13 protein-coding genes are annotated in these 14,582 nt (G+C 69.3%); 3 read left to right on the plus strand and 10 right to left on the minus strand.

Annotated elements, in window-relative coordinates; all coding sequences use genetic code 11:
• Nucleotides 1-13: 13 nt before the first annotated feature.
• The 6 genes from ACLD0U_RS12880 to ACLD0U_RS12905 form a co-directional block, all read right to left on the minus strand.
• Nucleotides 14-1,669, minus strand: a complete 1,656-nt coding sequence (locus ACLD0U_RS12880) for an amidohydrolase (protein WP_410340845.1) — start codon at nucleotides 1,667-1,669, stop codon at nucleotides 14-16.
• A 1-nt stretch (nucleotide 1,670) separates the two neighbouring features.
• The gene (locus ACLD0U_RS12885; RefSeq protein ID WP_179410245.1) at nucleotides 1,671-2,528 is read right to left on the minus strand and encodes an ABC transporter permease; all 858 of its coding nucleotides are present in this window, start codon (nucleotides 2,526-2,528) and stop codon (nucleotides 1,671-1,673) included.
• The gene (locus ACLD0U_RS12890; RefSeq protein ID WP_179410244.1) at nucleotides 2,525-3,409 is read right to left on the minus strand and encodes an ABC transporter permease; all 885 of its coding nucleotides are present in this window, start codon (nucleotides 3,407-3,409) and stop codon (nucleotides 2,525-2,527) included. Before ACLD0U_RS12890 ends, ACLD0U_RS12885 begins: the two co-directional genes overlap by 4 nt.
• Nucleotides 3,402-4,583, minus strand: coding sequence for a spermidine/putrescine ABC transporter substrate-binding protein (locus ACLD0U_RS12895; RefSeq protein WP_179410243.1), 1,182 nt, complete (start codon nucleotides 4,581-4,583; stop codon nucleotides 3,402-3,404). Before ACLD0U_RS12895 ends, ACLD0U_RS12890 begins: the two co-directional genes overlap by 8 nt.
• Nucleotides 4,584-4,634: 51 nt before the next feature.
• Nucleotides 4,635-5,795, minus strand: coding sequence for an ABC transporter ATP-binding protein (locus ACLD0U_RS12900; protein ID WP_179410242.1), 1,161 nt, complete (start codon nucleotides 5,793-5,795; stop codon nucleotides 4,635-4,637).
• Between the two features lie 135 nt (nucleotides 5,796-5,930).
• A complete protein-coding gene (locus tag ACLD0U_RS12905; protein WP_179410241.1) occupies nucleotides 5,931-6,203 on the minus strand; it encodes a metal-sensitive transcriptional regulator in 273 nt (90 codons plus the stop codon).
• A 59-nt stretch (nucleotides 6,204-6,262) separates the two neighbouring features.
• Between ACLD0U_RS12905 and ACLD0U_RS12910 the strand changes: the two genes are divergently transcribed.
• Together ACLD0U_RS12910 and ACLD0U_RS12915 are read left to right on the plus strand one after the other, a co-directional pair.
• Nucleotides 6,263-7,540: a DUF445 domain-containing protein gene (locus tag ACLD0U_RS12910; protein WP_410340846.1), complete on the plus strand. Its 1,278-nt coding sequence runs from the start codon at nucleotides 6,263-6,265 to the stop codon at nucleotides 7,538-7,540.
• A 4-nt stretch (nucleotides 7,541-7,544) separates the two neighbouring features.
• Nucleotides 7,545-8,450, plus strand: coding sequence for an agmatinase family protein (locus tag ACLD0U_RS12915; protein WP_410340847.1), 906 nt, complete (start codon nucleotides 7,545-7,547; stop codon nucleotides 8,448-8,450).
• A gap of 6 nt (nucleotides 8,451-8,456) precedes the next feature.
• Here ACLD0U_RS12915 and ACLD0U_RS12920 read toward each other — a convergent pair whose 3' ends face one another.
• From ACLD0U_RS12920 to hutH, 4 genes are all read right to left on the minus strand, one after another.
• Nucleotides 8,457-9,104, minus strand: a complete 648-nt coding sequence (locus ACLD0U_RS12920; RefSeq protein ID WP_410340848.1) for an NAD(P)H-binding protein — start codon at nucleotides 9,102-9,104, stop codon at nucleotides 8,457-8,459.
• A 39-nt stretch (nucleotides 9,105-9,143) separates the two neighbouring features.
• A complete protein-coding gene (hutI, locus tag ACLD0U_RS12925; RefSeq protein WP_410340849.1) occupies nucleotides 9,144-10,322 on the minus strand; it encodes an imidazolonepropionase in 1,179 nt (392 codons plus the stop codon).
• Nucleotides 10,323-10,451: 129 nt separating this feature from the next.
• Nucleotides 10,452-12,110, minus strand: a complete 1,659-nt coding sequence (gene hutU / locus ACLD0U_RS12930; protein ID WP_179410236.1) for a urocanate hydratase — start codon at nucleotides 12,108-12,110, stop codon at nucleotides 10,452-10,454.
• The gene (hutH, locus tag ACLD0U_RS12935; RefSeq protein ID WP_410340850.1) at nucleotides 12,103-13,644 is read right to left on the minus strand and encodes a histidine ammonia-lyase; all 1,542 of its coding nucleotides are present in this window, start codon (nucleotides 13,642-13,644) and stop codon (nucleotides 12,103-12,105) included. The genes hutU and hutH overlap by 8 nt, the downstream gene beginning before the upstream one ends.
• Before the next feature lie 57 nt (nucleotides 13,645-13,701).
• Between hutH and ACLD0U_RS12940 the strand changes: the two genes are divergently transcribed.
• Nucleotides 13,702-14,484, plus strand: coding sequence for an IclR family transcriptional regulator (locus ACLD0U_RS12940; protein ID WP_374222203.1), 783 nt, complete (start codon nucleotides 13,702-13,704; stop codon nucleotides 14,482-14,484).
• The last annotated feature ends 98 nt before the right edge of the window (nucleotides 14,485-14,582 follow it).

The raw sequence follows: 14,582 nt of genomic DNA on the forward strand, positions 1-14,582 counted from the left end.
GCCGCCGAGGCCGTCAGCCCTCGTACACCCGCTTCCCCTCGACCCACGTGCCGATCACCCGGGTGTCGCCGATCTCGTCGAGGGGGCCGTCGAACGGATCCCGATCGAGCAGCGCGAGGTCGGCCAGCATCCCCACTCTGATCGTGCCAGTCTCGGGCAGCGAGTTCACCCGCGCCGAGCCGGCCGTGTACGCCTGCAACGCGGTGCCGAGGTCGATCGCCTGCTCCGGAAGGAACGCCGGGTAGTCGCCCTCCCACTCCGAGGGCGCCGAACGCCGGTTCACGGCCGTGTGGATGGCCGCCATCGGATCCGGTGTCGACACCGACCAGTCGCTTCCGGCGGCGAGCGCGGCCCCCGCACGCAGCAGGTCACCGAACGGGTACTGCCAGCTCGACCGCGCCTCTCCGAGGAACGGCAGCGTGAGGTCGACCATCTGGGGTTCCAGAGCGGCCCAGAGCATCTGCATGTTCGCCGTCACGCCGAGCCTGCGGAACCGCGGCACGTCGTCGGGGTGCACGACCTGGATGTGCGAGATGTGATGCGGGTTGCCACGGGGCCCGTTGCGGCGCAGCGCCGACTCCACGGCGTCGAGGCACTCGCGCACCGCCCGGTCGCCGATGGCGTGAAAGTGCAGGGTGAATCCCAGAGCGTCCAGACGCGCAGCGGCCTCGTTGAGGATCTCGGGTTCAACGAACGAGATCCCCGCGTTCTCGGTGGGATGCCCGTGCCCATCGCAGTACGGCTCCAGCATCGACGCGGTGAAGTTCTCGGCCACGCCGTCCTGCATGATCTTGATGCTGGTCGCGGCGAACCGCCCGCCCCGGGCGCTCTCGCGCCGCGCGACGAGGTCATCGATCTGCTCGAGTCCGCGGGTGCGGTCCCACCACAGCGAACCCACCACGCGCCCGGTGAGCTCACCGGCGGCATCGGCCGCGATGTACACCGGGAGGGGGTCTCCGGCGTCGCTGTACTGCGTGCCGACGATGCCGTCCTGCCAGGCGGTGATGCCGAACGAGTGCAGGTACGCCTGGCCGACGGCGAGCGCCTCACGCAGTCGTTCGTGCGGTTCCTCGGGCAGCAGCCGATTCACCAGCGTCATCGCGCCCTCGTGCAGTGTGCCCGTCGGGTTGCCGTCGGCATCGCGCTCGATGCGCCCATCGGCCGGGTCGGGGGTATCGCGGGTGACGCCCGCCAGCTGAAGGGCGCGGCTGTTCACCCAGGCGCCGTGTCCATCGCGGTTGGGCAGAAAGGCCGGGCGATCGGCGACGACCGCGTCGAGCGCCACCGCTGTCGGGGTACCACCGGGGAAAGCCGACATCTGCCAGCCGCCGCCGAGGATCCAGTCGTCGCCTGGGTTCGCCTGCGCGTAGCCACGGATGCGTTCGAGGTAGGCGTCCGCCGTCGACAGGTCAGACAGATCGCAGCGCAGCAGGTCGAGGCCGCCCCACAGCGGATGCACGTGGGCGTCCTGGAAACCGGGGATCAGCAGCCGACCATCGAGGTCGATGACCTCGGTATCGGGACCGATCAACGCGGTCGCCTCGGCTCCGAGCGCGACGATGCGCCCGCCGCGGACGGCGACGCTATCGGCGCGCCCCCGGCTGGAGTCCGCACAGAACACCCGCCCGCCGTATGCACCACCGGTGAACACCAGATCTGCGTGAGCCAACTCAGCCGCCTCCCATCGTTCGAGCAATATCCGTCGCCGAGTCGCCGGCGCGTTTGAGAACCAGCGCCACGAGCGCCAACGACACCAGGGTCAGCAGCAGCATGACCGTCGAGACCGCGGCGATCTCGGGGCGGAGTCCGCTGCGTAGCGAGCTCAGCACGTACACCGGCCAGGGCGTGGTGCCCGAGACCTGCACGAACGCCGACACCACCGTGTTGTCGAGGCTGAGGGTGAACGACAGCAAGAACCCGGCGAGCACGGCCGGCATGGCCAGCGGCAGGGTGACCCGCAGGAAGGTACGCAGCGGTGGCGCGTACAGGTCGGCCGACGCCTCTTCGAGCTTCTCGTCAAGCCCGACCAGCCGCGAGCGGACGATGTACGACACGATCGCCACCGAGAACAGCGAGTGACCGACGACCAATCGCATGGTGCCGTCGTTGAAGATGCCGATGCCGAGGTCCTGCCCCAGGAAGACCATCCACGGCAGCAGGGCGATCGCGTCGACGATCTCGGGCGTGACAGCGACCAGCAGCAGCAGCATCAGGAACCACCACACCCAGCGGCCGGGGCGTCTGGCCATCGCGACTCCGGCGAGCGTGCCGAGCACCGATGCCAGCAGCGCCGCGATCAGACCGGTGCGCAGCGACACCATCACGGCGTCGCGGATCACGGGCTTCTCGAACAGGGCGGCGAAGGGTTCGAGGCTGAAGCCGTCCCAGGCGACCAGCAGGCGCCCCGAGTTGAACGACGACAGCACGATCACGATGATCGGCAGGAACAGGAACGCGTACACGAGCACCGACCAGATCCCCAGGATCCGGTCGCCCGTGCCGCGGCGACGAATGCGCACGTCGGTCATGAGGCCTCCCCGAGCACGAGACGGTTGCGCCGACGGAACGGCAGCGTGACCAGCCACAGGATGGCCGCGGCGACGCCGATCGTCAGCATGATGATGAGGATGAGCAGCACCGCCATCGCCGAGCCGAGCGCCCAGTTCTGCGCGGTGCCGAACTGGCTCGCCACGAGCTGACCGACCATGTTGCCCTGGGCCCCGCCAAGCACGGTGGCGGTGATGTAGTCGCCCATCAGCGGGATGAAGACCAGCAGCACACCGGCGACGATGCCCGGCTGCGCCAGCGGAACGGTGACGCGCAGGAAGGTGCGCACCGAGCTGGCGCCGAGGTCTTTGCTCGCCTCGCGCAGCGGGGTGCCCACGCGGTCGAAGGCGACGTACAGCGGCAGGATCATCAGCGGCAGGTAGTTGTAGACGACACCGATGAGCACCGCCCCGCGGGAGTACAGGATGTCGAGCGGCCCGTCGAGCAGCCCGATGCCCTGCAGCGCCGACGACAGCCAGCCCTCGGGGGCGAGGATGACCTGCCATCCCAGGGTGCGCACCAGGAAGTTGGTCCAGAACGGCACCATCACCAGCGCGATCAGCAGACCGCGCCGCGAGGGCGGAGCCTTGACGGCCATCCAGTAGGCGACCGGGGCTCCGATCGCCAGGCACAGCACCGTGCCGATCACGCCCACCCACAGGGTGTTCTGGAACGTCGCGAAGAACGTCGGTGACATCGCCTCGGCGTATCGGTCCAGCGACAGCACGTCGTTGGCGTGCGTGCCGAAGATGCCGGGCTTGTAGCCGAAGCTGAACCAGACGACCATCGCGATGGGCGCGATGAAGAAGATGGCCAGCCATGCCCAGGCGGGAACGGCCAGCCCGAAGCGCGGACTACGCACCGGCAGCGGCCTTCGTCTTGTTCCAGATCTCGACGATCCGCGCCTGCGACTCGGTGACCTTGCCCTCGTGCATGGTCGCCACCTGCGCCTCGTCGAAGAACACCATGTCGAGCATCTCGAGTCCGGCGTCCTCGGCGGCGGCGCGGATGTCCTTGGCGCCGGTGTCGTAGCCGATGTAGTCGACCTGCAGCAGCTGGTTCTCGGGCGTGAGGATGAAGTTCAGGAACGCGTGGGCTGCCTCGGGGTGGGGCGCGCCGACGGCGAGTGCCCAGTTGTCCATCCACAGCTCGGTGTCGGGCGCACCGAGCACCCACTGCCAGCGGTCGGGGTCGGATGACTCCATGATGCCCAGACGCGCGTCACCGTTCCACACCTGCATGAGTGCGTGCGAGGCCTGGGGGATCGCGGCGCCGCCCGGGTACGAATCGAAGGCCGAGATGTGCGGGGCGAGCTCTTCGACGAGGAACTTCTCGCAGGCGTCGTGGTCGGCCGGATCGGTCGTGTTCCAGTCGATGCCGTTGGCCCAGTAGTAAATGCCGCCGAGGGGCGCCGGGTCATCGAGCACCGAGGTCTTGCCCGAGGCCTCGTTCTGGGCGGCGTCGATGAAGTCGTTCCACGTCTTCAGTTCGCGGGTGATGACGGTCTTGTCGTAGACGAAGCCGGTGGTGCCCCAGGCCTTGCAGATCGAGTACTCGTTGTTCGGGTCCCAGGCGCGGCCGAGGAACGCGGGGTCCATGTACTCGATGTTGGGGATGAGGTCGAGGTTGAGCTTGGCGAGTAGTCCGTTCTCGATCATCTGCGGGATGAAGATGCCGGTCGGGACGACCAGGTCGAAACCGCTGGTGCCCTTGGCCGCGATGAGCTTGGCGATCATCTCTTCGTTCGAGGCGAAGGTGTCCATGATGACCTTGGCGCCGTGCTCGTTGGTGAACGCTTCAACGACGTCGGGAGAGTCGTACTCTCCCCAGCTGTAGATCGACAACTGGTCTTCGATGGCCCCTCCGGTGGCGCCCGGTGCGGGCGCGCTGGATCCGCCGGGTGAGCAAGCGGTGAGGACGCCGGCGGCGCCGACGGCGGCGACCGCGGCGATGAAGCCGCGGCGGGTGAGCTGGCGGCGCACGAGGGGCGCGATGGTGCTGTCGGCGAGAATGCGGATGCTGTTGCTGTCGTTCATGAGTGCACTCCTTCGTGCGTCGGGTAGGTGCGTGGGGTGGGAACCGCGCGGTCAGGTGCCGGAGCGGTCGGGCAGGGTGATGACGTGGGTGGATGCCAGCGGCGCGCCATCGGTGGCGAACAGCCGCACATCGTCGGGTGACCAGACGCAGCGCACGTCGTCGTCGACGCGGACCGAGGGTGCCGTCGGTGCGGGCGTGCGCACGAGCAGGGTCTGCTCGCCGGCGCCGACCACGACCTGCAGTGTCTCGCCCAGGTACGACACGCTGAGCACGCGGGCGTCTGCGCCGTTCGCGGTCGAACCCGCGGATTCGAGGCGGATGAACTCGGGGCGGATGGCGGCGACGGCCGATCCGCCGGGAGATACCCGTTCTCCGCCCCACGGTCCGGCGATCACACCGAGGTCGGTGTCGATGGCCGCGCCGTCAGCAGCGACGGTGCCCTGCACGAAGTTCTGCTGGCCGATGAACGAGGCCACGTACGCCGACGCGGGCGCCGCGTAGATCTGCTCGGGGCCGTCGAGCTGCTCGATGCGCCCGGCCCGCATGACGGCGATGCGGTCGCTCATCGACAGCGCCTCGCCCTGGTCGTGGGTGACGAACACGAAGGTGGTTCCCAGTCGTGCCTGCAGCAGCTTCAACTCGACCTGCATCTCTTCGCGCAGCTGTCGGTCGAGCGCCGCCAGAGGCTCGTCGAGCAGAAGGACGCTGGGCCGGTTGATCAGTGCCCGCGAAAGCGCGATGCGCTGTTGCTGACCGCCCGAGAGCATCGTGGGTTTGCGGTCAGCGAATCGGCGCAGCTGCACCATGTCGAGGGCCTCGGCGACCCGCTGGCGCTGCTCGGCCTTGGGCACGCCGCGCTGCTGCAGACCGTATGCGACGTTCTCGGCCACCGACATGTGCGGGAACAGCGCGTAGGCCTGGAAGACGGTGTTGACCTCACGCTTGTACGGCGGCAGCCCCAGCACGCTGCGTCCCGAGATGCTGATGTCGCCGCTGTCGGGATGCTCGAACCCGGCGATCATGCGCAGGGTCGTCGTCTTGCCGCAGCCGGACGGGCCGAGCAGCGAGAGGAACTCCCCCGGCTGGATCGAGAGTGAGAGGTTGTCGACGGCGATGGAGTCGCCGTAGCGCTTGGTGACGCCGACGATCTCGACACCCCCGGTCGTGTTGCCGGTATCGGGTGCGGTCGCCGCCGGTGCGGAATCGGCCATGGAACCTCCACGTTGAGTTCTGACGTGCCGATAGTCAACCACAACTCAGCGGGGAGGTACAGCGAAAAGCGAAGATTTTACCGGATAGTGCGACGATATCCGTTGTCAGAATGATGCTTGACAACGGAAATGAACCTACTTCCGATCGAAATCGAAGGCCTTGAGCAGCTCGCCGACCGCCTGGTCGCGCTCTTCGCCCCCGGCTTCGAACATGTGCGTGACGTGCGTGCGCAGGTGGTTCTCGAGCAGCAGTCGGTTGAGCGACTCGAGCGAGCGCTGCACGGCACGCGACTGCGTGATGATGTCCATGCAGTACTCCTCGTTCTCGATCATCCGGGTGATGCCGCGCAGCTGACCCTCGAGGATGCTGGTGCGGTGCAGGGCGCGCTTCTGGATGTCTTCGATCACATCTCCGAGCGTAGTCCGCCCTGACACGCTCGCGCCGGTGCGCGTGAAAGGATGACCACATGCCGCGCACACCGATGGCACTGCTCTCACCCGCCGACCAGGAGCGACTCCGCGGGCTCCGCCGCATGAAGGCGGTGGCGCTGGGCGCGCTGCTGCTGATGGCGGTGGTCTTCGTGATCGCATTCGCCCTCCAGGGCCGCTACCCCGCGTTCGGCTATGTACGCGCGGCGGCCGAAGGCGGCATGGTCGGGGCGCTGGCCGACTGGTTCGCCGTGACTGCTCTGTTCCGCCGGCCCCTCGGGCTCCCCATCCCGCACACCGCGATCATCCCGAACCGCAAGGATGAGATCGGCCGGTCACTGGGAGAGTTCGTCGAGACGAACTTCCTCTCCGCCGAGGTCGTGCGGCAGAAGGTGGCCTCGACCGCGGTGGCGCATCGCCTCGGCGATTGGCTGTCCCAGCCCGCGCACGCGCAGCGCGTCGCCGCCGAGGGCTCGACGATCGCCGCAGCAGTGCTGCGCGCGCTCAGCGACGACGATGTGCGCGATCTCATCGCCGACCTCGCCCACGACCACCTGGTCGAACCGGAGTGGGGCCCGCCCGCAGGGGCATGGCTCGAGAAGATCGTGCAGGCCGACGCCCACCGTGGCGCCGTCGACCTCGCCGTCGACAACATCGCCGGCTGGCTCGACAACAACTCCACCGCGTTCCAAGGGTTGATCTCGCGACGTCTTCCCGCCTGGGTTCCGCGCCTCGCGCACCGCTTCGTCGACGAGACCGCGTACGCCGAAGCCGTGAAGTTCATCCGCGCCGTGCAGGCCGATCCGCAGCATCCGGCGCGTCTCGCCGTCGACGGCTACCTGGCCCGCCTCGCCGACGGACTGCAGCACGACCCGGCCATGCGTGCACGTCTGGAGGGGGCGAAGGCGAGCGTCTTCGACAGCCCCCGTGTCGGCGAGCTCGCCGCTCAGGCCTGGAACACCGCCAAGGCCGGGCTGCTCGCGGCCCTCGCCAACCCGCAGAGCGGTCTGCGGCTTCGCGCGACCACGGCGCTGGAAGACATCGGCCGACGCCTGACGACGGATGCGGCCCTGCAGCGACGCGTCGACGGCTGGGCCACCGAGGGCGCTGTCTTCCTCGTCGACCGTTACCGGCACGACATCGCCTCGATCATCACCGACACCGTCGAGCGCTGGGATCCGGCCGAGACCACCGAGAAGATCGAGCTCATGGTGGGCCGCGACCTGCAGTACATCCGCCTGAACGGCACCGTCGTCGGTGCCCTCGCCGGCGTGACGATCTTCGCGATCGCGCACGCCCTGATCCCCGGAGTCTGAACGCATGGCACTCTCGCACGATCCGTCCTGGCCGCGCGCCGGAAGTTGGCCCGCGTTCAACGGCGAGCGCGTGGATGCCGCGCTGCTCGGCGTTCCGGTGCACAGCACCTCGCTGTCCCCCACCGGCGCCCATGCCACCCCTGCAGCCATCCGCGACGCTCTCGCCCGATACAGTCCGACGCTGATGGGCCCGCCGGCGATCGACCTCGGCGCAGCGCTGCGCATCGCCGATGCGGGCGACATCGACGACCCGGACTCCGCCGCGGGCACCGAGCGCACGGTCGACCGGGTGGCCGAGCTGGCGGCATCCGCTCGCCGGGTCATCGCCCTCGGCGGCGACAACTCGCTCACCTACTCGGTCGCCCGCGGTGTCTCTGCGACCGGCCTGATCACGTTCGACGCGCACTTCGACCTGCGCGACGGCGTCTCCAACGGCACCCCCGTGCGCCGACTCGTCGAGGATGCCCCCGAGGCGCAACGGATCGATCCGCGGCGCATCGTGCAGATCGGGATCGCCGACTTCGCGAACTCTGCGTTCTACGCGCAGCGCGCGGCCGACTGGGGCATCCGTGTCATCACTCTCGACGAGGTGCGCCGGCGCGGCATCGACGATGTCGCGGCGGAAGCGCTCGAGGTGGCGGGTGCCGGGGCGGATGCCCGCGTGCACCTCGACATCGACGTCGACGTCTGCGACCGCTCGGTGGCGCCGGGGTGCCCTGCCAGCGTTCCCGGCGGCCTGGCCGCGTGGGAGCTGCGGGCACTGACGCGCCGTGTCGCATCGGATGCCCGGGTGGTCGGCGCCGACATCGCCGAGGTCGACGCGACCGCGGATGCCCCGGACGGGCGCACCGTTCGCCTGGCCGCCCTGTGCGTGCTGGAGCTGCTCGCTGGGCTGGTCGATCGGGGGTAGGCCGGGTCAGCGGCCGCGGATCGCCTCCGCGATCGGCGTCTCCCCGTCGTTGAACCGAATCGTGCGACCGATCGTCGAGGGGTCGTGCAGGGTCGCGGCGATCGCCTCGGCGACATTCGCGCGCGAGACCTCCCCCGACACCTCGGCCGTCGCGTCGATGCGGCCGCTCGGGGCGGCTAGCGTCAGGCGGCTCGGCCCGAGGATCGTCCAGTCCAGTGCGGATGCCCGCAGGTGCGCATCCGCGGCGGCCTTGGCCTCGGCGTACGCGAAGAACCCGTCCGCAGGGTCGATGCCGTGATCCGGTGAGGCGTTGAAGTACGAGACCATGACGTAGCGCTGTACTCCGGCATCCGCCGCGGCATCCATCGAACGCACCGCGGCATCGTGATCGACGGCTTTCGTGCGCTGCGGGTTGCCGCCGCCCGCGCCGGCCGACCAGACGATGGCGTCGTGCCCGGCGATGATGCGCGCCAGCGCGGCCTGCCCCTCGTGCTCCACGTCGAAGACGATCGGTACCGCACCCGTCGCGCGCACGTCTTCGGCGTGCTGCGGGTTGCGGATCACCGCCGAGACCTCGTCACCACGCGCGACGAGGAGCGGAGCGAGCAGCAGCGCGATCTTTCCGTGACCGCCGATGATGAGGATTCGAGCCATGCCCCCACGCTACCCGCGTCCACCAATGGCAGGGCCGTCTCAACGGATCCGCTCACCGTCCTTCCAGACGTGCGCGATCAGGGGCACGCCGGGCCGGTACGCCAGGTGCACGCGCGTGGGAGCATCGAGCAGCACGAGGTCGGCCCGTTTGCCGACGGCGATCACACCGATGTCATCGCGGCGCAGTGCCTGCGCACCTCCCGCCGTCGCTGCCCAGACCGCCTCGGCCGTTGTCATGCCCATGTCCCGCACGGCCACGGCGATGCAGAACGGCATCGACGAGGTGAAGCTCGACCCCGGGTTGGTGTCGCAGGCCAGCGCCACCGTCACCCCCGCGTCGATCAGCGCACGCGCATCGGGGTACGGCTGCCGGGTCGAGAACTCCACACCGGGCAGCAGAGTGAGCACGGTCTCGGATGCGGCGAGCGCGGCCACGTCCGCCTCGGCCAGGTAGGTGCCGTGGTCGATCGAGGCTGCGCCCAGCTCGACGGCGAGCTGCACCCCCTCCCCCGTGCCCAGCTGACTGGCGTGCGCCCTTGGCTGCAGGCCACGCGCGATGCCCGCTTCGAGCACCCGACGCGACTGGGGCACCGTGAACGCACCGGTCTCGCAGAACACGTCGATCCATTTGCTGTGCGGCGCGCACGCGTCGAGCATGTCGCCGATGACCAGGTCGACGTATTCATCGCCGCGATCGGCGTACTCGGCCGGCACGACGTGCGCCCCGAGGAACGTCACCTCGTCGGTCACCTCGGCGGCCAGGCGCACCAGGCGCGCCTCGGTCTCGACGTCGAGCCCGTAGCCGCTCTTGATCTCGATGGTGGTGGTGCCCTGCGCGAGCATCTCGTCGAGGAACCCGCGCAGTCGCGTGCGCAGGTCGTCGTCGGATGCCGCGCGCGTAGCCGCCACCGTCGATCGGATGCCCCCGGCGGCGTACTTCTGCCCCGCCATGCGCGCCTCGAACTCGGCGGCGCGGTCCCCGCCGAACACGATGTGACTGTGGCTGTCGACGAATCCGGGGATGAGCGCCCGGCCTCGGGCATCCACTTCCAGATACCCCTCGGGTGTCGTGGGAACCGCGTCGGCCGCGCCGACCCACTCGATGCGGCCGTGGTCGATGAGCACGGCGGCGTCGCGCATGGTTCCGGTCGCCGTCCCGTCGACCGCCGGGTCGTTGGTCGTCAACTCCCCGATGTTGGTGATCAGCGTCCTCGTCATCAGCATCCTCTCTCCCTTTCTCCGTCTCCCTCTCCCCACCCACGAGGGGTCAATTTCTGTCGGGTTCGCGCGGTGTGACGCGACGTTTCTTGACCCCTCGTGGGGAGGGTACGCGAGTGCGGGGGGCGGCTACAGGCCCATCGGAATGTTCAGACCGCGCTCGCGGGCGATGTCACGGGCGTGGTCGTACCCGGCGTCCACGTGCCGCATGACACCGGTACCCGGGTCATTGGTCAGCACGCGCTCCAGCTTCTGGGCGGCCAGTTCGCTGCCGTCGGCGACGGTCACCTGCCCGGCATGGATCGACCGGCCGATGCCGACGCCACCGCCGTGGTGCAGCGACACCCAGCTCGCCCCGGACGCCGTGTTCAGCAGCGCATTCAGCAGGGGCCAGTCGGCGATGGCATCCGATCCGTCTTTCATCGCCTCGGTCTCACGGTAGGGAGACGCGACCGATCCCGAGTCGAGGTGGTCGCGGCCGATCACGATCGGCGCCGAGAGCTCGCCCGAGGCGACCATCTCGTTGAACTTCAGACCCGCCAGGTGGCGCTCCTTGTACCCGAGCCAGCAGATCCGCGCAGGCAGACCCTCGAAGTGCACCTTCTCGCCGGCCTTGTCCAGCCAGCGGTGCAGCGCTGCGTCTTCGGGGAACAGCTCGGCGATCGCCCGGTCAGTCTTGTAGATGTCCTGCGGGTCGCCCGACAGCGCAGCCCAGCGGAACGGTCCGCGCCCCTCCTCGAACTGCGGGCGGATGTACGCCGGCACGAACCCGGGGAACTCGAACGCCCGGTCGAACCCGCCCAGCTTCGCCTCGGCACGAATGGAGTTGCCGTAATCGAACACGGCCGCACCTGCGTCCTGGAACGCGACCATCGCGGCCACGTGCGCGGCCATCGACTCACGGGAGCGGCGTGTGAACGCCTCCGGGTCGCGTTCGGCCTCGGCCTTCCAATCAGCGAACGCGATGCCCAGCGGCAGGTAGGCAAGCGGGTCGTGCGCACTGGTCTGGTCGGTGACGACATCGATCGGCACGCCGCGCGAACGCAGTTCGGGGAACACCTCGGCCGCATTGCCGACCACGCCCACCGAGAGGGCCTCGCCGGCCTCCTTGGCAGCGACGACGCGCGCGATGGCCGCATCGAGGTCGGTGGTGTACTCGTCCAGATAGCCGTGCGCCACGCGACGCTCAAGACGCGACTCGTCGACGTCGACGATCAGCACCACGCCCTCGTTGAGGGTGACTGCCAGCGGCTGCGCGCCGCCCATGCCGCCGGCACCGCCGGTGAGGGTGAGCGTGCCCTTGAGCGAGTCCCGGCCCAGCGAGCGTGCAACCGCGGCGAAGGTCTCGTAGGTGCCTTGCAGGATGCCCTGGGTGCCGATGTAGATCCACGACCCGGCCGTCATCTGCCCGTACATCGTCAGTCCGAGTGCTTCCAGGCGACGGAACTCGGGCCAGGTCGCCCAGTCGCCGACGAGGTTCGAGTTTGCGATCAGCACCCGCGGCGCCCACTCGTGTGTGCGGAACACGCCAACGGGCTTGCCGGACTGCACCAGCAGCGTCTCATCGGGTTCGAGCTCGTCGAGGGTGCGCACGATCGCGTCGTACGCCTCCCAGCTGCGGGCGGCCCGTCCCGTTCCGCCGTAGACGACGAGATCCTCGGGATGCTCGGCAACCTCGGGGTCGAGGTTGTTCATCAGCATCCGCTTGGCGGCTTCGGCGCCCCAGGTCTTGGCGGTGCGCTCGTTGCCGCGCGCGGCACGGACGGTACGGGTGGTGGTGTCAGACATCGGCATGCTCCTTCGCAGTGCGGGCGACCGCGCCCGAGCGCACGAGCTCGGTGACGGCCTCCATGTCGGGTGAGAGGAAGTGGTCGGGCCCGGGACCGGCGGCGACCGTGCGCACGAGATCCCGTACGGCGCCCGTGGCGGGCCCCGCTTGCAGGGGCGCACGCAGATCGAGCGCGCGGGCGCCGGTGATGAGTTCGATCGCCAGCACCCGCGCGAGCCCGTCGATGGCGCGGCGCAGCTTGCGCGCACCCGCCCAGCCCATCGAGACGTGGTCCTCCTGCATGGCCGACGACGGGATGGAGTCGACGGATGCTGGAACGGCGAGCCTCTTCAGCTCGGAGACGATTCCGGCAGCGGCGTACTGCGCGATCATCAGCCCCGAGTCGACGCCCACTTCGTGAGCGAGGAAGGGCGGCAGCCCGTGGCTGCGCGCCGGGTCGAGCGCGCGATCGGTGCGCCGTTCCGAGATCGAGGCGAGGTCGGCCACTGAGATGGCAAGGAAGTCGAGCACCGCGGCGACCGGCGCGCCGTGGAAGTTGCCGTTCGAGGCGATGCGCCCGTCGGTGGTCACGACGGGGTTGTCGACGACGGATGCCAGCTCGCGCTCACCGATCAGTGCGGCGTGCGCCATGGTGTCGCGCACGGCGCCGTGCACCTGCGGCGAGCACCGCAGCGAGTATGCGTCCTGCACGCGGCCGTCCTCGGGGCCCTTGTGCGAGTGGACGATCGGCGAGTCCCCCAGGAATGCACGCAGGTTGGCGGCGCTGGTGGCCTGTCCGAGCTGCGGTCGCAGCGCCATGAGGTCGGTGGCGAACACGGCATCGGTGCCCAGCTGCGACTCGATCGACATGGCCGCTGCGAGGTCGGCGGTGGTCACGAGAGTCTCGAGGTCGTGCAGCGCCAGCAGCAGCATGCCCAGCATCCCGTCAGTGCCGTTGATGAGGGCGAGACCTTCTTTCTCGACGAGCACGAGCGGCTCGATGGATGCTGCCGACAGGGCATCCGCCGCGGGCATCAGCTCACCGTGCGCATCCCGCACATCGCCCTCGCCCATCGCGGCCAGCGCAACATGCGCGAGCGGCGCGAGGTCGCCGGAACAGCCGAGCGAACCGTACTCGCGCACGACAGGCGTGATGCCGGCGTTGAGCATCGCGGCGTACGTGTCGACGACTACCGGGCGCACGCCGGTGTGGCCGGACGCGAGTGTCTGCAGCCGCAGCAGCTGCAGTGCGCGCACCACCTCGGTCTCGACCTCGGCACCCGTACCTGCGGCATGCGAACGGATCAGACTCGCCTGCAGCTGACGACGCCGCTCCGGGGCGATGAAGGTCGTCGCGAGCGCACCGAAACCGGTGGACACGCCGTAGTGCGGATGCGGGTCGGCGGCCCGGTCGTCGATGACGGCACGGGCAGCGGCGACGCGCGCTCGCGCGCCGTCACTGATCTCAACGGGTGCGCCGCCGCGCGCGACGGAGACGACCTGTACGGGTGCAAGCGGCGCATCGCCGATGATCACGGAGGAAGAAGACTGCATGTATCGATTCCACCCGCTCGGGGGCACGAACGGGTGCTGCGGTGAGAGACTGTGTCTGTGATCCCAGACAAAAGCGACGCCCACCGACCTCAGGTGCCGGCGGCGGATCAGACGTTGCGCGTCCTGCGCCATCTGGCGCGACGGCCTGCACCGGTCGCGGCTTCGTCGCTGGCCCGGGATCTCGGCATTCCGCGGTCGACCATCTATCACCTGCTCGCGACGCTCGAGACACACGGCTTCGTCGTGCACCTCCCCCAGGAGCGACGCTGGGGTCTTGGGACGAGCGCGTTCGAACTCGCCGGTGGCTACGCGCGACAGGAGCCGCTCGCGCGGCTGGGAAGGCCCGTGATCGCCGCTCTCGCCGATCAGGTGGGCGAGAGCGCCCACCTTGCGGTGATGAGTGGACGCGACGTGCTCTACATCGTCGAAGAACGCGCGGCTCGACGCCCCGCTCTCGTCACCGACGTCGGCGTGCGGCTCCCGGCCCACCTCACCGCAACCGGGCGCGCGATGCTCAGCATGCTGCCTCAGAGTCAGGTACGTGCGCTCTACCCCGATGCCGCGGCGTTCACCGACCGTACCGGGCACGGGCCGGCGCGACCGTCGGAGTTGCGCGAGGTGCTGCGAGAAGCCCGGACCACAGGGATCGCATCAGAGGACGGCGAGGTGACGCCAGAGTTCCGTTCGGTGGCCGTCGCCGTGCGAGACCACGCGGGGTGGCCCGCGGCGGCCGTCGCCGTCACGTGGGAACAGCGCAGAGACCCAAAGGCGGCGGATGCTGTCCGCGCCGCGGCGCGCACGCTGGAAAAGCACCTCGGATATAGCAAAGGCCGCGCGTGAGCCGCGCGGCCTTTGAGTCGTTGTCGTGTTAACGCGAAAGAGCCACCCAGCGTTGGGTGGCTCTTTCGTTTAAAAGGAGTCCGGCGGTGTCCTACTCT

Source organism: Microbacterium sp. 2216-1, from assembly GCF_046507855.1.
Lineage (GTDB): Bacteria > Actinomycetota > Actinomycetes > Actinomycetales > Microbacteriaceae > Microbacterium > Microbacterium esteraromaticum_C.